The organism is Mesorhizobium sp. M0074 (genome assembly GCF_040322975.1).
Classification (GTDB): Bacteria; Pseudomonadota; Alphaproteobacteria; order Rhizobiales; family Rhizobiaceae; genus Mesorhizobium.
This window is the reverse complement of the sequence record NZ_JAMYUM010000001.1, coordinates 126923-146350: the sequence shown is the minus strand read 5'-3', so window position 1 is coordinate 146350 and position 19428 is coordinate 126923. Positions and strand designations below refer to the sequence as shown.

The following is a 19428-nucleotide window of genomic DNA, read 5'->3' as shown; positions in this document are numbered from 1 at the left end:
TATGTTTAGCTGGTTTGAAAAAAGGCTCGATCCGTTCCCTGCCAAGGAGCCGGTCGAGCCGCCGCGGACACTGATCGCCTTCTGCGTGCATTATACGCGCGGCGCGTGGCCCTACATCGCTCTCGATGCGGTACTGGTGACGGCCATCGCCCTTGCCGAGGTGTGGATGTTCGGCTTCATGGGCCGGATCGTCGACTGGCTGTCCGGACAGAATCGCGAGACGTTCCTGCAGACCGAAGGCTTGAAGCTGGTCGGCATGGCCTTCATCGTGGTTTTCGCGCTGCCGGCGACGGTCTGGTTCCATTCGCTGCTCAACCAGCAGACGCTGATGGGTAATTATCCGATGCGTATCCGCTGGCAGGTGCATCGTTACCTGCTCAAGCAGTCGATGAGCTTCTATCAGGACGAGTTTGCCGGGCGCATCGCGACCAAGCTGATGCAGACCGCGCTCGCGGTGCGCGAGTGCGTCATCAAGCTCATCGATGTGCTCAACTATATCGTCGTCTATTTTCTCGGCATGCTGTTCATTGTCGGCTCGGCAGACTGGCGGCTGGCTGCGCCGCTTGCCGTCTGGCTTGCCGGATATGTCCTGCTGTTGCGCTATTTCATCCCGCGGCTGGGCAAGGTCGGCGAGGAGCAGGCTAATGCGCGCTCAACCATGACCGGCCGTGTCGTCGACAGCTACTCCAACATCCAGACGGTCAAGCTGTTCTCGCATGCGCGGCGCGAGGCATCCTTCGCCAAGGACGGTATGGCCGGCTTTCTCGATACAGTCTACCGGTCGATGCGGCTGGTGACACAGCTCTACGGCCTGCTCTACGTCCTGAATTCGCTGCTGTTGTTTTCGGTCACCGCAATCTCGCTATGGCTGTGGCTCGGCCAAGCCGTGACGATCGGCGCCGTCGCCCTGGTCATCGGCCTCGTGCTTCGGCTCTGGGGCATGTCGCAATGGATCATGTGGGAGATGTCCACGCTGTTCGAGAATATCGGCACGGTGCAGGACGGCATCGCCTCGATCTCGCTGCCGCGCCTCGTCGAAGACCGGCCTAGCGCCAAGGATATCGCCGTGACCAAGGGCGAGATCCGTTTTGAGGACATCCGCTTCCACTATGGCAAGCAGAAGGGCGTGATCGAAAGCCTGTCGCTGACGGTGAAGCCAGGCGAGAAGGTCGGCATCGTCGGCCGTTCGGGTGCCGGCAAGTCGACGCTGGTCAATCTTCTGTTGCGCTTCTATGACCTCGAAAGCGGCAAGGTCCTAATCGACGGCCAGGACATTGCGGTGGTGACGCAGGACTCGCTGCGCGCCCAGATCGGCATGGTCACGCAGGACACCTCGCTGCTGCATCGCTCGGTGCGCGAGAATATCCTCTATGGCCGGCCGGACGCCAGTGACCAGATGCTGATCGAGGCGGCGCGGCGCGCCGAGGCGCTGGATTTCATCGCCGGATTGTCGGATTCTAACGGTCGAAAGGGTTTCGACGCGCATGTCGGTGATCGCGGCGTCAAATTGTCCGGCGGCCAGCGGCAACGCATCGCCATAGCCCGTGTTATGCTGAAGGACGCACCAATCCTTATCCTCGACGAAGCGACCTCCGCCCTAGATTCCGAGGCCGAGGCGGCCATCCAGGAGAACCTCTACAGACTGATGCAAGGCAAGACCGTCATCGCCATTGCGCACCGGCTGTCGACGATCGCCGCCATGGACCGGCTCGTCGTCATGGACAAGGGCCGCGTCATCGAGGAAGGTTCGCATGAGGAACTGGTTGCCAGCGGCGGGCTCTACGCCCAGCTCTGGCAGCGCCAGTCGGGCGGCTTCCTGCTCGACGACGGCCCCTCTGCCAACGATGCAGCCGCCAACGATGCACTCGTCAAGGGTGAAGCCGCCGAATGACTGCCATCTACCGCTGGTTCGAGAACTGGGTCTATCCATTCCGGGAGCCTGCGGACCTTCGGCCACCTGCCGGCGTCAGGGGTTTCCTCTGGCATTATGTTGGGCAGGCGAAGATCGCCTTCTTCGCCATGCTGCTGATCGGCGGCATCGCGCCGTTAGTCGAAGCCGGACTGTTCTATTTCGTCGGGCGGCTGGTCGACATCCTCGACCAGCTTCCCGGCGAACGCAGCTGGCACGCGTTGTGGACTGCCGCCGGCCCGGAACTTGTCTTCATGATCGCGGTGGTGCTGGTCATCCGCACCATCGTCGTCGGCCTGTCGGCGCTGGTCGACGAGCAGACGATCACGCCGGGTTTCTATAATCTGGTGCGCTGGCAGGCGCATCGCCATGTCTCGCGCCAATCCTACGCCTTCTTCCAGAACGACTTTGCCGGACGTATCGCGACCAAGGTCTGGCAGGCGGGACAGGCGACCGGCGATCTGATGGAAAGCTTCATCGAGGTCGTCTGGTTCATGGTCGTCTATACGGTAACGACGCTGGCGCTGGTCGCCGGGCTCGATCTCCGGCTGGCGGTGCTGGTGGTGATCTGGATTACCGCCTTCGGCTTGCTGGCCAGGCGCTATTTGCCGGCGATCCGCAAGCATGCCGAAGCCACCGCCGAAGCCGGCTCGATGATCACCGGCCGCCTTGTCGATTCCTATTCGAACGTCCAGACGCTGAAACTGTTCTCGGCCGATGGCGACGACCGCTACATCAGGAACGGCTTCGACATCTATCTCGACGCGCTGCGCCCGTTCACCCGCAGGCTGACCGGCGTGCGCATGGCACTGACGATGCTGTCGGGCATTATGATCACGGCGATCGCCTGCTTTGCCGTTTATCTCTGGGTCGAGGGCTCGATCACAGTCGGCGCCGTGGCTTTCACGCTGTCTTTGGTGCTGCGGCTGAACATGCTGCTCGGCCGGCTGATGATGCAGCTCAACGGCATCTTGCGGAACCTCGGCGTGCTGGAAAACTCCAAGGCGCTGATCTCACAGCCGCTCGGCCTGATTGATGCGCCGGACGCGAAAGAGATTGTCGTCGGCGGCGGGCGTATCGACGTCAGCAATGTCGAGTTCCACTACGGCAAGGGGTCCGGCGTGCTCGACGGCATCGACCTCGTCGTGCGGCCGGGCGAAAAGGTCGGCCTGGTCGGCCCGTCCGGCGCCGGCAAGACGACCTTGGTCAATCTGATCCTGCGCCTCTACGACCTCGAGAGCGGCAAGATCACCATTGACGGGCAGGACGTCTCCAGGGTCACGCAGAATTCGCTGCGCGCCAATATCGGCGTCGTCAGCCAGGATACGGCACTTTTCCACCGCTCGCTGCGCGACAACATCAAGCTCGGCATGCCGGAAGCGACCGACGCCGAGGTGGTCGCGGCAGCGAAGAAGGCCGAGGCGCACGAGTTCATCCTCGGTCTGCGCGACAATCGCGATCGTATCGGCTACGAGGCCTATGTCGGCGAGCGCGGCGTCAAGCTCTCCGGCGGCCAGCGCCAGCGCGTGGCGATCGCCCGCGTCTTCCTCAAGGATGCACCGATCCTGGTGCTCGATGAGGCGACCTCGGCGCTCGATTCCGACATCGAGGCGGCGATCCAGGAAAATCTGGCAAGGCTGATGGAAGGCAAGACGGTCATCGCCATCGCGCATCGGCTATCGACCATTGCGGCACTCGACCGGCTGGTGGTGCTCGACGAGGGCCGCATCGTCGAGCAAGGCACGCATGACGAGCTGGTCGGGCTCGACGGGCTCTATGCCAGGCTGTGGAAGCGGCAGTCCGGCGGCTTCCTGTTCAACGAAGAGAGCGCGTTGGCCGAGACCCGGCCGGCGGAGTAGTTTTATATAGAGCGGAGTGAAATCATGGCGGTGAGAATGCCATCGAATTTCGGACGGTCCGGCGCGCAGGAGAGCGCGTTGGACCTGTTTGGCCATGAAATCCTCGGTGAAAAGGCGGCAGCGCTCGGCCGCGCCGGCCGGCGCGTCGAGGAAACATTGACGAGGCTGCGCGAGAATTGCGACAGTGTCGACCGTGCCCGGCTGCTCAGGGATGCAGCCGAAGCGGTGCACGGGTATTTCATCCAGCGCGAACTCTGCGGCCTGCGCAAGCACGACGCGGTGATCCGGGAATACAACATTCCCAAGGCCGTGCTGGCCAGGCTCGGCGCTAGCGCATGATCCGAACCGGAACTGGTTTGGGAAGCGTTATTCCAGCCACTCGGTGATGAAGCTGCCGTTCTCGTGTATGTCGGTGGTTTCCAGCGGGCCTGGCCCGAGATTGGTGAATTTGTGCGGCGTGTTCGGCGGCACGATCAGGATCTGGCCGGCTGTGGCCTCGATCTGCCGGTCGCCGACGGTGAACAGGCCGGTCCCGGTCCGGATGATAAAAATCTCGCAATAGGGGTGGCTGTGCAGCCTGGGGCCGCCGCCGATCTCGGGCAGGTAGTTGAAGATCAGGCAGCTGTTGGAGCCGTAGGCGCCGCATTGCAGCTCGCCCTGCCAGTGGTCGGGCCAGTGGTCGGGCGCTTCGGCCCACTTGTCGCGGTCTATGACATGCGCCATAGGGCGAGGATAAACCGGGCCAGCGTCCGCTGTCGAGGTGAGCGCAGCCGTTTGGTTTTGCTGCTGTTTTCCAATCGTTCCGCTGGGCAAATTACGTCCCCGCGACAATCTGCCCTTGTGCCTTCACCCGTCTGGACAAAAACAGGCTTCACGCATAAACCCAAGTCCCAAATGCCGGAGGAATTCGCTAGCCTGTTCGCCATGCGCTGTCGGGCCGGCGTGATTGAGCGGGGAACAGGCTCGGCCGCCGGCACGGAAGAGACGAAAGGATCAGGCACCCGTGAGCGCAACCGACACCCAGGATCCCAACCGTCGTGATTTTCTCTACGTCGCCACCGGCATGGCGGCGGTGGTCGGCGCGGGCGCTGTCGCTTGGCCGTTCATCGATCAGATGCGTCCGGATGCCTCGACGCTGGCCCTTGCCTCGGTGGAGGTCGACGTCTCTTCGCTGACGCCAGGAATGTCGCTCGTTGTGAAGTGGCGGGGCAAGCCGGTGGTCGTGCGCAACCGCACCGAGCAAGAGATGAAGGACGGCGAGGCGGTCAATCTCGCCGAGCTCAAGGATCCAATCGCCCGCAACGCCAATTTGCCGGCCGACGCCCCGGCAACCGACGCCAACCGCACCACGCCGGGCAAGGAAGCCTGGATGGTGATGATCCAGGTCTGCACCCATCTCGGCTGCATCCCGCTCGGCCAGGAAGGCGATTTCGGCGGCTGGTTCTGCCCGTGCCACGGTTCAGTATACGATACCGCCGGCCGCATCCGGAAGGGGCCGGCGCCCGAGAACATGGCGGTGCCGGTGTTCCAGTTCATTTCCGACACCAAGATCCGTATCGGCTGAGGCAAGGGATATTTCCATGAGCGAGGGACACTCGACCTATACGCCCAAGACCGGCATCGGACGCTGGTTCGATTCGCGCATGCCGCTGCCGCGGCTGGTCTATGACAGCTTCATCGCCTATCCGGTGCCGCGCAATTTGAATTACGCCTGGACCTTCGGCGGCATTCTCGCGCTCATGCTGGCGGCGCAGATCCTGACCGGTATCGTGCTGGCCATGCACTACGCGGCCGACAGCACTCTCGCCTTCGATTCGGTCGAGAAGATCATGCGCGACGTCAATTCGGGCTGGCTGCTGCGCTATCTGCATTCGAACGGCGCGTCGTTCTTCTTCGTCGCCGTCTACATCCATATTTTCCGTGGCCTCTACTACGGCTCCTACAAGGCGCCGCGCGAGTTGCTGTGGATCCTCGGCTGCATCATCTACCTCTTGATGATGGCGACCGGGTTCATGGGCTATGTGCTGCCCTGGGGCCAGATGAGCTTCTGGGGCGCCACCGTCATCACCGGCTTCTTCACCGCCATCCCGCTGGTCGGCGACTGGATCCAGCAGCTTTTGCTCGGCGGCTTCGCGGTCGACAATCCGACGCTGAACCGTTTCTTTGCGCTGCATTACCTATTGCCGTTCATGATCGCCGGCGTCGTCGTGCTGCACATCTGGGCGCTTCACGTCGTCGGCCAGAACAATCCGACCGGCATCGAGGTCAAATCGAAGACCGACACGCTCGCCTTCACGCCTTACGCGACCATCAAGGATGGGTTCGGCATGATCGTGTTCCTGTTCGTCTTCGCCTATTTCGTCTTTTATCTGCCGAACTATCTCGGCCATCCGGACAATTACACCGTTGCCAACCCCCTGAAGACGCCGGCCCACATTGTGCCGGAATGGTACTTCCTGCCGTTCTACGCGATCCTGCGCGCTATCACCTTCAATATCGGGCCCATCAACTCCAAGCTCGGCGGCGTGCTCTGCATGTTCGGCGCGATTGTCATGCTGTTCCTGGTGCCGTGGCTCGACACCTCGAAGGTGCGCTCGGCAGTCTACCGGCCCTGGTACAAGCTGTTCTTCTGGCTGTTCGTGGCCGACGCCATCCTGCTCGGCTGGCTGGGCTCGCAGCCGGCCGAGGGCAGCTATGTGTTCATGGCGCAGATGGCGACGCTGTTCTACTTCGCCTTCTTCCTGGTAGCGCTGCCGGTACTTGGGCTGATCGAGACGCCGCGGCGGCTGCCGAATTCGATCACCGAGGCGGTGCTCGGGAAGAACAAGGGTAGCGGTGGACATCCTGCCGGCGCCACGGCCGCGCCGGAAACCAAAGGCTGAGCATGATCCCGAAAAGTGGAAACCGGTTTTCGGACAAGATCATGCTCGAGACGATGACAGCGCGTCAGAGAATCTCAAGGGGATTTGCATGAAGAAGATTCTCACCTCGCTGGCGCTGCTTGGCCTTGTGGCCGCGGGCATTGGGGCCACAGGCACTGGAGCGCGCGCCCAGGAAGAGGCGCACAACGAGGCGGCGCCGACGCATTTCCCGATACACGAACCAAAGGAAATGGACTGGAGCTTCGCCGGGCCGTTCGGCACCTACGACAAGGCCCAGTTGCAGCGCGGGCTGAAGGTCTACAAGGAAGTCTGCTCAGCCTGTCATTCGATGAATTTGGTGGCGTTCCGCACGCTGGAAGGCCTTGGCTATTCGGATGCGCAGATCAAGACGCTGGCGGCCGAATACACGATCCACGACGGCCCGAACGATGCCGGCGACATGTTCGATCGCCCCGGCAAGCCGTCCGACCATTTCCCGGCGCCGTTCCCCAATGCGGAAGCGGCGGCGGCGGCCAATGGCGGCGCAGCACCGCCCGACATGTCGCTGCTGGCCAAGGCGCGCGGCGTTGAACGCGGCTTCCCGCGCTTCGTCTTCGACATCTTCACGCAATATGCCCAGGGCGGTCCCGACTACATCCACTCGCTGCTGACCGGCTACGACCAGCAGCCGCCGGCGGGCATGGTCATACCGGAAGGCACGCACTACAATCCGTACTTCCTGTCCGGTGTGTCGCTGAAGATGCCGAAGCCGCTCTCCGACGGCCAGGTTACCTATGATGACGGCGCGCCGCAGACGGTCGACCAGTATTCTCGCGACGTGTCGGCCTTCCTGATGTGGGCGGCCGAACCGCATCTCGAGGACCGCAAGAAGACCGGCTTTCGCGTACTGGTCTTCCTGCTGCTGTTCGGCGCACTGGTCTACCTGACCAAGCGCAAGGTGTGGGCCGGCGTGGCGCACTGAGCCCGGCAACACACGAGACCGGGAGGGCGTCGAAAGGCGCCCTTTTCATTGCAGGCATTTCGATTTATTGCAGCCGTCGCTGAGCACGCCCTTTGCCGGACAATTTTCCGTCAGGCGTCACATGGCGGTAGCCGGACTTGGCTGCACCGGGTTACGATTGGCCAATTCCCTTCACGTCTTCAGCCGAATCTGAAAGGCCCGGAGAGCCGCTTGATGAAATCCTCGCTCGAAGAGACGCTGCTTGCCGCGATCCGCACCATTCCGGATTATCCCAAGCCGGGGGTCCTGTTTCGCGACATCACCACGCTGCTCGGCAATGCGCGGGCCTTCCGCCGCGCCATCGACGAACTGGTGCATCCCTATGCCGGCCTCAAGATCGACAAGATCGCCGGCATCGAGGCGCGCGGCTTCATCCTCGGCGGCGCCATCGCCCACCAGCTCTCGGCCGGCTTCGTGCCGATCCGCAAGAAGGGCAAGTTGCCTTACGAGACGGTGCGCGTCGCCTACAGCCTGGAATACGGGCTGGACGAGATGGAGATGCACAAGGACGGTGTTTCTCCAGGCGAGAAGGTAATCCTCGTCGACGATTTGATCGCCACCGGCGGCACGGCCGAGGCGGCCGTCAAGCTATTGCGGCAGATCGGCGCCGATATCCTCGCCGCCTGCTTCGTCATCGACCTGCCGGACCTTGGCGGCCGAGAGAGGTTAGAGGCGCTCGGCGTACCGGTGAGGACGCTGATCGGGTTTGAGGGGCATTGAGCGTTTCTTCCTTCTCCCCTGTGGGAGAGGGAAAGAACTCCGCTCATTCCACCTTCACCAGCACGGCACTTTCGAATTCGATGACCTTGTCGCCGGTCGAATCGAAGGCCTCCGAGCGGAGCGTCAGCAGCCGCCAGCCCGGTCGCGAGGCGATGGGGCGATGGGCCAGCGCGGTGCGGGTGAAAGTCACGGTTTCCCCGGCATAGACAGGTTTGGGCCATTTGAGGTTCTTGAAGCCGGGCGAGGGGCCGAATTCCGGCACCGGCCCAGGACCGGGCCAGCGGGCGACCTCTGCCTCTATGCCAGCCTCGAGGTTCAATTTCATCCAGGTGGCGGCGGTGTGCCAGCCCGAGGCGCAGAGCCCGCCGAATATGCTGTTCCTCGCCGCCTCTTCGTCGATATGGAATATCTGCGGGTCGTATTTGCGGGCGAACGCCTTGATCGCCTCCGGTTCGAATCGATGTGAACCGAGCGTGACGGTGATACCGATGCAGAAGAATTCGTCGAGGCTCACGCACTGCCCTCGCGGGTGAGGAACATGACGGTGTTTTCGAGCTCGAAAACACCTTCGCCGCGCTGGTTGAACAACTCGCTGCGCATGGTCACCAAGCCAAGGCGGGGTTTCGATCTGGACAGTCGCTTGGCAAGGACGGTGGTGCTGCCGGTCAACAGGTCGCCGGCCAGGACTGGCCGTTTCCATTTGACCTGGTCGACGCCCGGCGCGCCCTGCGAGGTCGAGTCGAGCAGGAAGGCATCGCACAGCATGCGCATGAACATGGCGCAGGTGTGCCAGCCCGAAGCCGCCAGCCCGCCGAGAATGCTGGCCTGGCCCGCGGCCTCGTCGAGATGCATCGGCTGGGCATCGAATTCACCGGCGAATTCTATGATTTCGGCGGCACTTACCAGCTTGGTGCCGAGGTCGAGCGAAGCGCCCTCGATAAAATCCTCATAAGCCCAGGTCTTTGCGGTCATGGTCTGGAAATCCTGTTCAGGATTGTACGATCGCTACGGGTCCGGGTCCCGGATGCAGGCAGCGTGGCATTTGGTCAAGCAATTTCTATTGCGCCAGCCCGCTGCGCCCAAGCCGCAGCGCGGTATTGACGACCCTATAGCCAGCCGCGGCGGCGGAAATACCAGAAGGGCAGGATTGCCGAAAGCACCATCATGCCGATGGCGAAGGGATAGCCAAAGTGCCATTTGAGCTCAGGGATGATGTCGAAATTCATGCCGTAGATCGAAGCGACAAGCGTCGGCGGCAGGAAGATGACAGCGGCGACGGAGAAGATCTTGATGATGGCGTTCTGCTCGATCGAGATCATGCCGAGCGTCGCGTCGAGCAGGAAGCTGATCTTCTGCGACAGGAACGTGGCGTGGTCGGCGAGCGACAGCACGTCGCGCGACAAGGTCTTGATGCGAGCGCGGGTGTCCTTGCTCATCCTGCTTTGCGTGGAGGCATGGGCGAGAAAGCCGGCAAGGCGCTGCAGCGAGATCAGGCTGTCGCGGATCGAGGAGGCGAGGTCCTCCTTGCGGCCAATGCCTTTCAACAGCTCCTGGAAGTCGCGGTTGCGCTTGGAAACCTTGGTCGAGCGTGCCTCGAAGATGTCGCGCGAGATCGCCTCGACGTCGCGGCCGGCGCGCTCCAGAATGTCGGCGAGGCGGTCGACGATCGCCTCCAGCAGTCCGATCAGGATGGTGTCACCGCTGGTGCAACCGGTCGCCACCTTTTCGGCGCGCAGCGGAAAGGTCTTGAACGCCTTCGGTTCGTGGTACCGCACGGTGATCAGCCTGCTGCCGGCGAGCACGAAGGTAACCGGCGACATCAACGGATCGTTCACCTCGGTCTGCGCAGGCAGAATGGCGGTCATGAAGTAGGCGCCGTCCTCGACGTAGAGACGGCTCGAGATCTCGATCTCTTCCATCTCTTCGCGGGTCGGAACGGCGACGCCGAGCCAGGTCTCGATTGAAGTCTCTTCTTCCTTTGTCGGGTTGAAGAGGTCGACCCAGACGACAGTGTCGCTGTTTTGCAAGAGATCGTCGACCAGGCGCAGGCGATCATTGTCGACGACGAAGGCCTTGATCATCGCCGGGTCTCCCTTGCTGTTGCCAAAGAGCGTTCGTTTGGAGGGGGCGCGTCAGTCACATCGCACGGACACGGGCAGGCGAGGCGCGAGGCCGGTGCAGAGGCCCCTTAGACCCCGCACGATGGCCCGTCAAGCAGCGCAAGAGGCACTGCGACACCCTGCTTTGAAGTTTGTCATCGAGCGACGGCAATGGTGACCATCGGGCTCCCTCGCCGGGTCAGGTGTTGAACTTGAACAGCATGATGTCGCCGTCCTGGACGACATACTCCTTGCCTTCGTCGCGCGCCTTGCCGGCCTCCTTGGCCGCCACTTCGCCGCCCAGCCTGACGAAGTCGTCATAGGCGATGGTCTGGGCGCGGATGAAGCCGCGCTCGAAATCGGTGTGGATGACGCCTGCCGCCTGCGGCGCCTTGGCGCCCTTGTGCACGGTCCAGGCGCGTGTCTCCTTGGGGCCAACGGTAAAGTAGGTGATGAGCTGGAGCAGCTCGTAGCCGGCGCGGATGACCTTGTTCAGGCCGGGTTCGTCCAGACCGAGCGTTGCCAGGAATTCCATTTCCTCTTCGTCCGAGAGCTGGGCGACCTCGGCCTCGATCGCCGCGGAAATCACAACGGTGCGGGCACCTTGCGCGGCGGCCATCTTCTCGACCGCCCTGGTATGCGCGTTGCCGGTGGCGGCATCGGCTTCCGCGACGTTGCAGACGTAAAGCACCGGGTGTGAGGTCAAGAGATTCAGCCCCTGCAGGATGCGCAGATCCTCAGCCGAGATGCCGTTGAGCAGGATGCGGGCGGGCTTGCCGGCCTGCAACAGTTCAAGCGCCGCTTCCATCATCGGAAGTACGGTCGCTGCTTCCTTGTCCTTGCCGGCGGCACGCTTGCGGATCTGCACGATACGGCGCTCGAGGCTGTCGAGGTCGGCAAGCATCAATTCGGTCTCGACGGTCTCGGCATCGGCGACAGGATCGATGCGGCCCTCGACATGGGTGACGTCGTCATCCTCGAAGCAGCGCAGCACATGGACGATGGCGTCGACCTCACGGATGTTGGCGAGGAATTGGTTGCCAAGCCCTTCGCCTTTGGAGGCGCCACGCACCAGGCCGGCAATGTCGACGAACGAGATGCGGGTCGGGATGATCTCCTTCGACTTGCCGATCGCGGCGATCTTCTGCAGGCGCGGGTCGGGCACCGCCACCTCGCCGGTATTCGGTTCGATGGTGCAGAACGGATAATTGGCGGCCTGCGCCGCCGCCGTCCTGGTCAACGCATTGAAGAGCGTCGACTTGCCGACATTGGGCAAGCCAACGATGCCGCATTTGAAACCCATTTTTGTCTGGTCCTATCGGGAAATCGAAATTTGAGCAGGGCTATGGGCGAAAGCGCCGATGATCGTCAAGGCGCAATTCAATTCAGACGCTGCGCGATGTCATCGGTGCCTATCGCCAACGAACGAACGCCGGACCTGCTCAGTATTTGTAGAAGATGCCAGAACGCGTCGACCTCAGCGGTTCCGAAATCGATGGTCAGTTGCCCGTCGAGCAATTGCGCACTGTGAATGACGTTTCCGACGGTCTCTGATGTTTCACGCTCGCCATCGATATCGAACCAGCCGCGAAACCATTCGTCGAAGAGATCGCCGTCGAGCTCATTTATAGGGAATTTAAAATGAGCCTCATCCCACCTGAAAGGTGAGATGAGGACATCCATTCCACCCATCCCGGCGTGAATATCCGGAGAGAATTTCACATAGGAATCGCTGTTGATGAATTGCGGATTTGGCTGTCCGTCATTACTGACGAAATCAACCGCGATGAAATTTCGATAGAAGGAATCGACGTTCGAAAACTTGATTTCGGTCGCATGCGATCCTTGGCTGTTGCGAGCAAGTTCGCCGGCAGCGGCGACGAAATAATCAACATACTTCTGTCTGATGAGACGGACCAATTCCTGAATGTCATCCAGATCCATGGCTCAGTCCTTGCCGCCAAAAAGCTTCTTCAGCATGGCCGCCATCGGGCCGGTTTCGGGCAGCTTGGCCGCCGGCTGCTGCGGCCGCGCCTGGCGGACGTGGCTTTGCGCCTTTGGCGCCTTGGGCGGCGGGCGATCGTCGTCGTCCGTCGGCGTGAGCTTGTCGCGCAGCGCCAGCGTCACGCGGTTCATGAACGAATTGTCGTCGCCCTTGGCAAGCAATCCGGCACCATCGGCGATTGCGTCGAGCAGCACGTCCAGCCATTCGCGGTCGCCCTTGGCGAAATCGCCAAGCACATGGCCGTGCACCATTTCCTTGACGCCGGGATGGCCGACGCCGATGCGCACACGGCGAAAATCCTTGCCGACGTGCTGGTCGAGCGAGCGGATGCCGTTGTGGCCGCCGGAACCGCCACCGACCTTGACCCGCACCTTGCCGGCGGCAAGGTCGATCTCGTCATAAAAGACAGTCAGCGCCGAAGGGCCGAGCTTGTAGAAGCGCAAGGCTTCGCCGACCGACTGGCCGGACAGGTTCATGAAGGTCTGCGGCTTGATCAGGATCACCTTTTCGCCGGCAAGCGTGCCTTCGGCGATCAGACCCTGGAATTTCTTCGACCAGGGCGAAAAGGAATGGCGGCGGGCGATCGCGTCCGCCGCCATGAAGCCGACATTGTGCCGGTTGTTGGCGTATTTCGCGCCCGGATTGCCGAGGCCTGCAAAGACAAGCATCGTCGCCTCCGGGCGGGAAGGGGTTACTTCTCTTCGGCGGCAGGAGCCGCTTCGGGCGCAGCCGCTTCAGTCGTCTCTTCCGCAGCCTCCGGCTTCATCGCCGAGGAGCCGGCAATGGTCGCGATGGTGAAGTCGCGGTCGGAGATCACCGGCTTGACGCCGGCCGGCAAGGTGACGGCCGAAATGTGGATGGAATCGCCGATATCGGTACCGGTGAGATCGACGGTGATGAAATCCGGGATCGCATTGGCTGGGCAGTGGAACTCGACCTCGTGGCGCACGATGTTGAGCACGCCGCCGCGCTTGATGCCGGGCGACTTGTCTTCATTGATGAAGTGCACGGGCACATCGACGTTGACTTCGGTATCCTTGCCGATGCGCAGGAAATCGACATGGACAGGGAAATCCTTGACCGGGTCGAGCTGAAAATCCTTGGGCAGAACCTGGATCTTGTTGCCGTCGACATCGATCGTGGCGACCGTGGTCAGAAACCCGCCGCCATGGATCTTGTAGTAGATGTCCTTGTAGGTCAGCGCAATCGCCAGGGGAGGCTGCTTGTCGCCGTAAATCACTGCAGGCACTTTACCGTTGCGGCGAACTGCACGGGCGGACCCCTTACCGACCTGTTCGCGCGCTTCGGCCTTGAGCTCGTAAGTATCGTGGCTCATGGCATTTCCTTTCGCGTTGTTCTGGAGCGCTCACGGTCAGCGTGGCTGGGCCGTAAACGTCGAAAGCCGACATAGCTAACGCATGACCTGGTCCGAAAACCGGAATCCACTTTTCGGGATCATGCGGGAAGGCGGCCTTCCGCCGCGTTGCCTCCAAGGGTGTCTACGCGGGTGGCGGCTCTATAGCGGAAGGCGGCGCGAGGTGCAAGCGGGCGGAAGGGCGCCAGGGATGGACCGTGTCCCATCAGGCCGGAAGTAGCAGTGCCGAAAGCAATGCTGCAACGTACAGCCCAACCCCGAAAGACAGATGGGCCATAAGGCTGCGCAGGCGCGCAGTGCGCGGATTGGGAACTTTCGAAGCCGCGATGCCGATCCCAAAAGCCGGTTGCATCACGAAGAACGGGGCGACGATGGTGCAGACGCCGATCAACAGGGCCGGAAGCACTGTCGGGTGCCGTGCCCAGTCGAGGCCCCACACTCCAATCAGCGCTGCGGCAAATACGATGCCGGTCGCGTAATGCGCACTCCATCCAATGGCGGTTTCGCCGCGAACGCGGGCAGCTTGTGCGATATTCGCATGTGCAAAACGTCCATGTGGAAAGTGCCCGATCCAGCGGCCGACCCAGGCGTAATCAAGCGGTGGAATCGCGAACATTCGCTTCAGAAACCATCCCCAGAGATCCATCAGGGCTGTCGCGCCGATTCCAATGACGGCCGCACGGACAACGAACTCCAACATTTTGGCATCTCCTGTTTCACCTGTCAGACACTAGCCAGAAAGAATCAATCATTCAACATATTGATTGATTGATTGAGTGATGCTAGCCATGTCACATGAAAAGCGCGGACGTTCACCACCCAATCTTCGACGAAATAGCGGATCTCGCCCGCACCTTGGGGCATGCCCACCGGCTGGTTCTGTTGCGTCACATTGCCGATGGCGAACTGGCCGTCGAACAACTGACGCAACTTTCCGGGATCGCGTTAGCGAATACGTCGCAGCATCTTCAGCACCTCAAGCGAGCGGGCTTGGTGCAGACCCGGCGAGACGGAAAACGCGTTCTGTACCGGCTTGCAGATGGCCCAATCGAAAACGTGCTTGCGGCGCTGCGAAATCTTGCAAACCACAGACGCCAGCAGATCCGTGAGTTTATCAACGATAGGATCAGCCAGCCGGACAGGTTGGAAAACATCTCGCGCGAGGAACTCGTGCGCCGCATGCGAAACGACGAAGTCGTGCTGCTCGATGTCAGGCCGCAGAACGAATTCGTAGCGGGGCATTTGCCGGGTGCGATCAACATTCCCGCCGACGAGTTGGAGCAGCGGCTTGCGGCGCTCCCACGGGAGAAGGTCGTTGTCGCCTATTGTCGTGGAGTCCAGTGCGTTCTGTCGGCCGACGCCTTGGCAATCCTCAGGGCACGAGGCTGGGCCTCGCGCCGGTTCGAAGGCGGCTTGCCCGACTGGGCGGCTGCAGGCCTGGGGGTAGAGGGCGTGAATTACGAAAGCGGTTAACGGCCGCCAAATCGGCGTCGCCGGGCCGGGCCCGAATATAAATGGAAAGCTGGGACCCCGGCGGGGCAATGCCCACGGTGGCTGGACGGCGCTCGCCGGAAGCATGGAAGGGAGGCCAATGAACACCTATTCGTCGGTGGAAGCGGCGTTGCGGAAGGGAAGGCTTCCAGCGAGTGGCGAGAACGGTGCGATAAAGAGGTTCGCTCTACCTTCTATGGCTTCCGCTCGACCAGCATGTAGCCGATCCCACGAACCGTCTGAATGCTAGCCGATGCATCCGGCCCGAGCTTCGCACGTAGATAGCGAATGTATACCTCCACGATCTTCGTCCCGGGTTCGAAGCTGTATGACCAGACATTGTTGAGGATGCGCTCGCGGCTAACCACTTTCCCCGCATTGAGCATGAGGAAATACAGAAGGTCGAATTCGCGTCGGGTAAGGCTGATTTCCCGGTCGCCGTCCGTAAAACGACGAGCGCTCCTGTCGAGATTGAGGCGGCTCACTCGAAGCAACTGCCGATCCACTGCACCCTGACGGCGTCGGCGCAGCGCGTCAATCCTGGCCACCAGTTCATCAAACGCAAACGGTTTCGTCAGGTAATCGTCGGCACCGCCCTTGAGCCCATCTACGCGATCCTGAATTGTCTCCTTCGCGGTCAGCATCAGGATGAGAACCGGCCGCTGCTCCAATCGCACGATCCGGCACAGCTCAAGGCCGTCCAGGTAGGGAAGCAGACGGTCCAGGATCACGAGATCGAATGGATCCGTACGAATAATGGCTAGTCCCTCGCGACCATCCTCCGCGACACTCACGTGGAAGCCTTCGGCCTCCAACCCCCGGCGGAGAAAGTCGGAGACACGCCGGTCGTCTTCAACGATCAGGATTCGAATCATGGGTGCGATGTACCAGCGGCAGTCTGATTCTGAGGAGGGTTCCCGAAGGCTCAATTCCTTCAAGGCCGATTGTGCCATTGTGCCCGTCTATAATCTCCTTGGCGATCGCGAGGCCAACACCAAGGCCATCGGCTGCGGACCTCCCGCCGACACGCCCGCGATAATAACGGTCAAACACGAACGGGAGATCGTTGGCATCGATCCCTGAACCGTTGTCGCGGATGGCGATCTCAAGCATTCCATGACGCTCAGCCATCTCGACTGCTATCGTCTGATATGGCTTTGAGTACTTTATGGCGTTGTCGAAGCCGATCAGCAGCGCTTGCTTTAGGCGCAGGGCGTCACCCCGAATGAGGCAATGATCTGTGTTGAGCGACAGATTAACGGATATCTGCTTGGGACCTGCGAGTACGGAAGCCTCCTGAACGGCCGCCTTCACAACCTCACCGGTATCGATGTTGTGCAAGGAGAACCTGAAATTTTCAGCTTCGGAGCGGGCGAATGCCAGAAGGTCCCCCAGGTTGCGAGCCATATCTTCAGCGCAATTGCGGATTCGGCTCAGAGCTTCGCGGTAAGGTCGAACACGCGGTTGGCCGCGGAGGGCAACGTCGGCCTCTCCGCGGAGAATCGTCAACGGCGTGCGGAGTTCGTGGCTTGCCTCCGCAAAAAATTGTGTGCGTCGGCTATCGATCGCTCTCAGTTGCTCATTGGCTTTCCGCAGTTCACGGGTGCGCAACTGAACCTCCGCCTCCAAGCGGTCCTGTACCGAAATCAGAGCAGCACGTTCGATCTCGAGAGCCTCGGCCATGCTGTTGAAACTTCGCGAGAGGGAAGCGAACTCGTCGCGTCCGGTCGCGGAAACGCGATGGTCGAGCTTGCCTGCAGCGATGGCTTTGGCGCTTTCGTTCAGTTCACGCACAGGTGTGGCGATTGATCGTCGCAGGACGAGGCCGAACCCCAGACTGCCTAGCATGAGCAACGTAGCGAAGCCGCCGGTCAGCAGTAGCAGTCGCCATTGTGCGCCACGGACGCCGGCGAGTTCCTCTCCAACCTCCCTGCGCTCCTCGTGCAAAGCGGCTTCAATCATTTCTTCGAGATCGTTCTCCAGTCGATGCTCCACATCGTTGCGGAAGGCGTCTACGATGCCCTTTGGATCCCCCTTTGTTCGCTGGCTAAACAGTCGCTGGGCGGCCCGATCGATCGCCTCAAACAGCGCGTTGATGCGGCCGACGAATCTGAGTTCGGCCTCCTCCTGGTGTCTATCGCTCCAATATCCGAGAGCGCCGAGTTCCTCGCGAGTGGCGCCCTCCAGCTTGTAGAATCCGGATTTCACTGCTTCTCGTGCCGCTTCGAAATCCGGCATTTGCTCGGGCCCAAGCAGCAAGACTTCAGCGAGTTGCTCGGTGTAATTGTTGGCATGCCCATTGAGTTCGGCGAGCGCCTCGAACCGCCCGTGGACGCTGTCGATTCGGCGGACGAATTCCTCTGTCAGCTGGAGTGTTGCGAATGCCAGTCCTGAAATCAGTCCGACAAGGGCGAGAATGACGATTTGAAATAGGAAGATGCGGCCTCGAACGGTCATGCGGTAATCCTGCCGGCGATCGGATAATGCCTCTCACCAAATTCTAACCGGAGCTCTCCCAAGCGTCTAATCGGAACCTCCTAAGTTCGAGCGGAGGGTGTGCGACGCCCTCATCGCCGTTGGCGACGAACTAGACGAGGTTTCGGTTGGCACAAGTAGATTTTCGGACCGACAGTGACGCCACCCTTCGGGAAAGGACATCGCCGGTGCTCTGGCCGATATGGCGAGCCGCACTGATCGGAACCTGTGTATCCCTGTGTGTGGCCATCATTGAATTCGGCCTCCCCGCGCTCCCGTCCGACGCCCGGCGAGCGCTCGAGATCCTGCTTGTCGCGATCATCGGGTGGACCTTAACGCGGTTCGACGATGCCTTCGTTGCAATCGCCGCCGGATTGGCAATGGCGCTGCTGGTCAACCGTGATCCAGGCGCGCTGTTTCATGCGCTTGGCGATGAGTTGATCTGGCTATTGCTTGCCTCCTTCATATTGGCGGCCACCATCAAGGCGAGTGGAGTCGCAGATCGCGTTCTCGGCCTCGTGACGGGGCGCATGCGATCGGTTCGCGCAATCGCCTATTCCTTGACGGCCGTCATGATCGCCACAGCCTTCGTCATTCCGTCGACCTCAGGTCGCGCAGCTTTGATGATCCCCGCCTATCAGGCGATCGCGGGACGCTGTGGAAGCGCCCGGTTGCGAAGGGCCTTCGCGCTGCTGTTCCCCACTGTTATCCTGCTCTCGGCCATTGCATCGCCCGTCGGCGCCGGTGCCCATCTGCTGGCGATCGAAATGGTCGGCCGCCTCTGGGGTGTGAAAGTAAGCTATCTGGAATGGATCGCTTTCGGCCTGCCGTTTGCGGCCGTGAGCACCTTCCTTTCGGTCGAATGCCTGCTCCGGCTTTTCCTGTCGCCGGTCGAACGGCGGATGACCCTTTTGCAGCCAACGACGGTGACTAGTGGCGGTGCCGGATTGGCACGGCAGCCGATACTCTGGATCGCCGGCGGGGTTGTCATCGCGTGGCTGACCGAACCTGTCCACGGACTTGATGCCACCGTTATCGCTCTTGGCGGCGCTCTCTTGGCCACGCTTCCTGGAGTCGGCTCCGTGGCGTTTGGCGATGCAATCAAGAGTGCGGAGTGGAAGCTGCTCTTGTTTCTGGCGGCGACGATCTGCTTGGCAGACGGCCTGACGGCATCAGGCCTCAATCGGTGGTTGATCGAGACGACGGTCGATCCACTGCGCGGCACCGGCTTGGGCCCGTTGGCGCTTATCTCCTTATTAGCCTTGCTTGGGCTTTTCAGTCATCTCGTGATCCACAGTCGCACGGCGCGTGTCTCGGTGCTGCTGCCCCCGGCGCTAATGCTCGCATCGACAGCGCGGCTCGACCCTCTCCTTGCAATGTTTGTCCTCGTCTCGGCGACTGGCTTTTGCCAAACCCTCGCGATCTGCGCGAAACCGGTGGCGCTTTTCGCGGGGGTCGACGAGGAAGGCTACGGCCCGAAAGACCTCGCCTTGCTCAGCTCAATCCTGCTGCCGATGCAGTTCATCCTCATCGTCGTGTTCGCGGTCGCCGTGTGGCCAGCCACCGGAGCCCTGCTCAACACGCTCCATCTGCAACTTCCTGGAGAGCCGTAG

20 protein-coding genes are annotated in these 19428 nt (G+C 61.4%); 9 read left to right on the top strand and 11 right to left on the bottom strand.

What is annotated here, in order from left to right:
• Position 1: 1 nt before the first annotated feature.
• From NKJ73_RS00765 to NKJ73_RS00755, 3 genes are read left to right on the top strand one after another with little or no spacing between them, the layout of a single operon-like run.
• Entirely contained in the window at positions 2 to 1891 is a 1890-nt protein-coding gene (locus NKJ73_RS00765; RefSeq protein ID WP_352568016.1) for an ABC transporter ATP-binding protein, read from the top strand.
• Positions 1888 to 3768, top strand: coding sequence for an ABC transporter ATP-binding protein (locus NKJ73_RS00760; protein WP_352568015.1), 1881 nt, complete (start codon positions 1888 to 1890; stop codon positions 3766 to 3768). The genes NKJ73_RS00765 and NKJ73_RS00760 overlap by 4 nt, the downstream gene beginning before the upstream one ends.
• Positions 3769 to 3792: 24 nt before the next feature.
• Positions 3793 to 4107 carry a DUF6665 family protein gene (locus NKJ73_RS00755; RefSeq protein WP_352568014.1) on the top strand — a complete coding sequence of 105 codons (315 nt, stop codon included), beginning with the start codon at positions 3793 to 3795 and terminating at the stop codon, positions 4105 to 4107.
• A gap of 27 nt (positions 4108 to 4134) precedes the next feature.
• Here NKJ73_RS00755 and NKJ73_RS00750 read toward each other — a convergent pair whose 3' ends face one another.
• Positions 4135 to 4491 (bottom strand): cupin domain-containing protein, encoded by a 357-nt coding sequence (locus tag NKJ73_RS00750; protein ID WP_023679479.1) that lies wholly within the window; start codon positions 4489 to 4491, stop codon positions 4135 to 4137.
• Positions 4492 to 4771: 280 nt separating this feature from the next.
• Here NKJ73_RS00750 and petA point away from each other — a divergent pair, with 280 nt between their 5' ends.
• From petA to NKJ73_RS00730, 4 genes are all read left to right on the top strand, one after another.
• Positions 4772 to 5332: a ubiquinol-cytochrome c reductase iron-sulfur subunit gene (gene petA / locus NKJ73_RS00745; RefSeq protein WP_023679478.1), complete on the top strand. Its 561-nt coding sequence runs from the start codon at positions 4772 to 4774 to the stop codon at positions 5330 to 5332.
• 16 nt (positions 5333 to 5348) lie between these two features.
• A complete protein-coding gene (locus NKJ73_RS00740) occupies positions 5349 to 6650 on the top strand; it encodes a cytochrome b (RefSeq protein WP_352568013.1) in 1302 nt (433 codons plus the stop codon).
• Positions 6651 to 6738: 88 nt separating this feature from the next.
• Positions 6739 to 7611: a cytochrome c1 gene (locus NKJ73_RS00735; RefSeq protein WP_023679477.1), complete on the top strand. Its 873-nt coding sequence runs from the start codon at positions 6739 to 6741 to the stop codon at positions 7609 to 7611.
• A gap of 213 nt (positions 7612 to 7824) precedes the next feature.
• A complete protein-coding gene (locus NKJ73_RS00730; protein WP_023679476.1) occupies positions 7825 to 8370 on the top strand; it encodes an adenine phosphoribosyltransferase in 546 nt (181 codons plus the stop codon).
• Positions 8371 to 8413: 43 nt separating this feature from the next.
• On the opposite strand, the gene NKJ73_RS00725 is transcribed toward NKJ73_RS00730, so the two are convergent.
• The 8 genes from NKJ73_RS00725 to NKJ73_RS00690 form a co-directional block, all read right to left on the bottom strand.
• Positions 8414 to 8884, bottom strand: a complete 471-nt coding sequence (locus NKJ73_RS00725; RefSeq protein ID WP_023678444.1) for a MaoC family dehydratase — start codon at positions 8882 to 8884, stop codon at positions 8414 to 8416.
• Positions 8881 to 9342, bottom strand: a complete 462-nt coding sequence (locus NKJ73_RS00720) for a MaoC family dehydratase (RefSeq protein ID WP_352568012.1) — start codon at positions 9340 to 9342, stop codon at positions 8881 to 8883. Before NKJ73_RS00720 ends, NKJ73_RS00725 begins: the two co-directional genes overlap by 4 nt.
• 134 nt (positions 9343 to 9476) lie before the next feature.
• Positions 9477 to 10451 carry a magnesium/cobalt transporter CorA gene (corA, locus tag NKJ73_RS00715; RefSeq protein WP_352508136.1) on the bottom strand — a complete coding sequence of 325 codons (975 nt, stop codon included), beginning with the start codon at positions 10449 to 10451 and terminating at the stop codon, positions 9477 to 9479.
• A gap of 217 nt (positions 10452 to 10668) precedes the next feature.
• Positions 10669 to 11772, bottom strand: a complete 1104-nt coding sequence (ychF, locus tag NKJ73_RS00710) for a redox-regulated ATPase YchF (RefSeq protein WP_352568011.1) — start codon at positions 11770 to 11772, stop codon at positions 10669 to 10671.
• Between the two features lie 77 nt (positions 11773 to 11849).
• Positions 11850 to 12413, bottom strand: a complete 564-nt coding sequence (locus NKJ73_RS00705; protein ID WP_352568010.1) for a hypothetical protein — start codon at positions 12411 to 12413, stop codon at positions 11850 to 11852.
• Between the two features lie 3 nt (positions 12414 to 12416).
• Positions 12417 to 13142: an aminoacyl-tRNA hydrolase gene (gene pth / locus NKJ73_RS00700; RefSeq protein ID WP_352568009.1), complete on the bottom strand. Its 726-nt coding sequence runs from the start codon at positions 13140 to 13142 to the stop codon at positions 12417 to 12419.
• Between the two features lie 23 nt (positions 13143 to 13165).
• On the bottom strand, positions 13166 to 13810 hold the full coding sequence (locus tag NKJ73_RS00695) for a 50S ribosomal protein L25/general stress protein Ctc (protein ID WP_352469743.1): 645 nt from the start codon (positions 13808 to 13810) through the stop codon (positions 13166 to 13168).
• A 244-nt stretch (positions 13811 to 14054) separates the two neighbouring features.
• Positions 14055 to 14549 (bottom strand): DUF2938 domain-containing protein, encoded by a 495-nt coding sequence (locus NKJ73_RS00690; protein WP_023678437.1) that lies wholly within the window; start codon positions 14547 to 14549, stop codon positions 14055 to 14057.
• Positions 14550 to 14644: 95 nt separating this feature from the next.
• Here NKJ73_RS00690 and NKJ73_RS00685 point away from each other — a divergent pair, with 95 nt between their 5' ends.
• A complete protein-coding gene (locus NKJ73_RS00685) occupies positions 14645 to 15322 on the top strand; it encodes an ArsR/SmtB family transcription factor (protein ID WP_031212133.1) in 678 nt (225 codons plus the stop codon).
• 212 nt (positions 15323 to 15534) lie between these two features.
• Here NKJ73_RS00685 and NKJ73_RS00680 read toward each other — a convergent pair whose 3' ends face one another.
• Together NKJ73_RS00680 and NKJ73_RS00675 are read right to left on the bottom strand one after the other, a co-directional pair.
• The gene (locus tag NKJ73_RS00680) at positions 15535 to 16215 is read right to left on the bottom strand and encodes a response regulator transcription factor (RefSeq protein ID WP_023678433.1); all 681 of its coding nucleotides are present in this window, start codon (positions 16213 to 16215) and stop codon (positions 15535 to 15537) included.
• Positions 16193 to 17797 (bottom strand): sensor histidine kinase, encoded by a 1605-nt coding sequence (locus NKJ73_RS00675; RefSeq protein ID WP_352568008.1) that lies wholly within the window; start codon positions 17795 to 17797, stop codon positions 16193 to 16195. The genes NKJ73_RS00680 and NKJ73_RS00675 overlap by 23 nt, the downstream gene beginning before the upstream one ends.
• A 206-nt stretch (positions 17798 to 18003) precedes the next feature.
• Between NKJ73_RS00675 and NKJ73_RS00670 the strand changes: the two genes are divergently transcribed.
• Positions 18004 to 19428 (top strand): SLC13 family permease, encoded by a 1425-nt coding sequence (locus tag NKJ73_RS00670; RefSeq protein WP_245274752.1) that lies wholly within the window; start codon positions 18004 to 18006, stop codon positions 19426 to 19428.

Bases quoted from the DNA above. Each gene is read 5' to 3' on its own strand.
- NKJ73_RS00765 (WP_352568016.1), top strand. From the start codon at position 2: ATGTTTAGCTGGTTTGAAAAAAGGCTCGATCCGTTCCCTGCCAAGGAG.
- NKJ73_RS00760 (WP_352568015.1), top strand. From the start codon at position 1,888: ATGACTGCCATCTACCGCTGGTTCGAGAACTGGGTCTATCCATTCCGG.
- NKJ73_RS00755 (WP_352568014.1), top strand. From the start codon at position 3,793: ATGGCGGTGAGAATGCCATCGAATTTCGGACGGTCCGGCGCGCAGGAG.
- NKJ73_RS00750 (WP_023679479.1), bottom strand. From the start codon at position 4,491: ATGGCGCATGTCATAGACCGCGACAAGTGGGCCGAAGCGCCCGACCAC.
- NKJ73_RS00740 (WP_352568013.1), top strand. From the start codon at position 5,349: ATGAGCGAGGGACACTCGACCTATACGCCCAAGACCGGCATCGGACGC.
- NKJ73_RS00735 (WP_023679477.1), top strand. From the start codon at position 6,739: ATGAAGAAGATTCTCACCTCGCTGGCGCTGCTTGGCCTTGTGGCCGCG.
- NKJ73_RS00730 (WP_023679476.1), top strand. From the start codon at position 7,825: ATGAAATCCTCGCTCGAAGAGACGCTGCTTGCCGCGATCCGCACCATT.
- NKJ73_RS00720 (WP_352568012.1), bottom strand. From the start codon at position 9,342: ATGACCGCAAAGACCTGGGCTTATGAGGATTTTATCGAGGGCGCTTCG.
- corA (WP_352508136.1), bottom strand. From the start codon at position 10,451: ATGATCAAGGCCTTCGTCGTCGACAATGATCGCCTGCGCCTGGTCGAC.
- ychF (WP_352568011.1), bottom strand. From the start codon at position 11,772: ATGGGTTTCAAATGCGGCATCGTTGGCTTGCCCAATGTCGGCAAGTCG.
- NKJ73_RS00705 (WP_352568010.1), bottom strand. From the start codon at position 12,413: ATGGATCTGGATGACATTCAGGAATTGGTCCGTCTCATCAGACAGAAG.
- pth (WP_352568009.1), bottom strand. From the start codon at position 13,142: ATGCTTGTCTTTGCAGGCCTCGGCAATCCGGGCGCGAAATACGCCAAC.
- NKJ73_RS00695 (WP_352469743.1), bottom strand. From the start codon at position 13,810: ATGAGCCACGATACTTACGAGCTCAAGGCCGAAGCGCGCGAACAGGTC.
- NKJ73_RS00690 (WP_023678437.1), bottom strand. From the start codon at position 14,549: ATGTTGGAGTTCGTTGTCCGTGCGGCCGTCATTGGAATCGGCGCGACA.
- NKJ73_RS00685 (WP_031212133.1), top strand. From the start codon at position 14,645: ATGAAAAGCGCGGACGTTCACCACCCAATCTTCGACGAAATAGCGGAT.
- NKJ73_RS00680 (WP_023678433.1), bottom strand. From the start codon at position 16,215: ATGATTCGAATCCTGATCGTTGAAGACGACCGGCGTGTCTCCGACTTT.
- NKJ73_RS00675 (WP_352568008.1), bottom strand. From the start codon at position 17,797: ATGACCGTTCGAGGCCGCATCTTCCTATTTCAAATCGTCATTCTCGCC.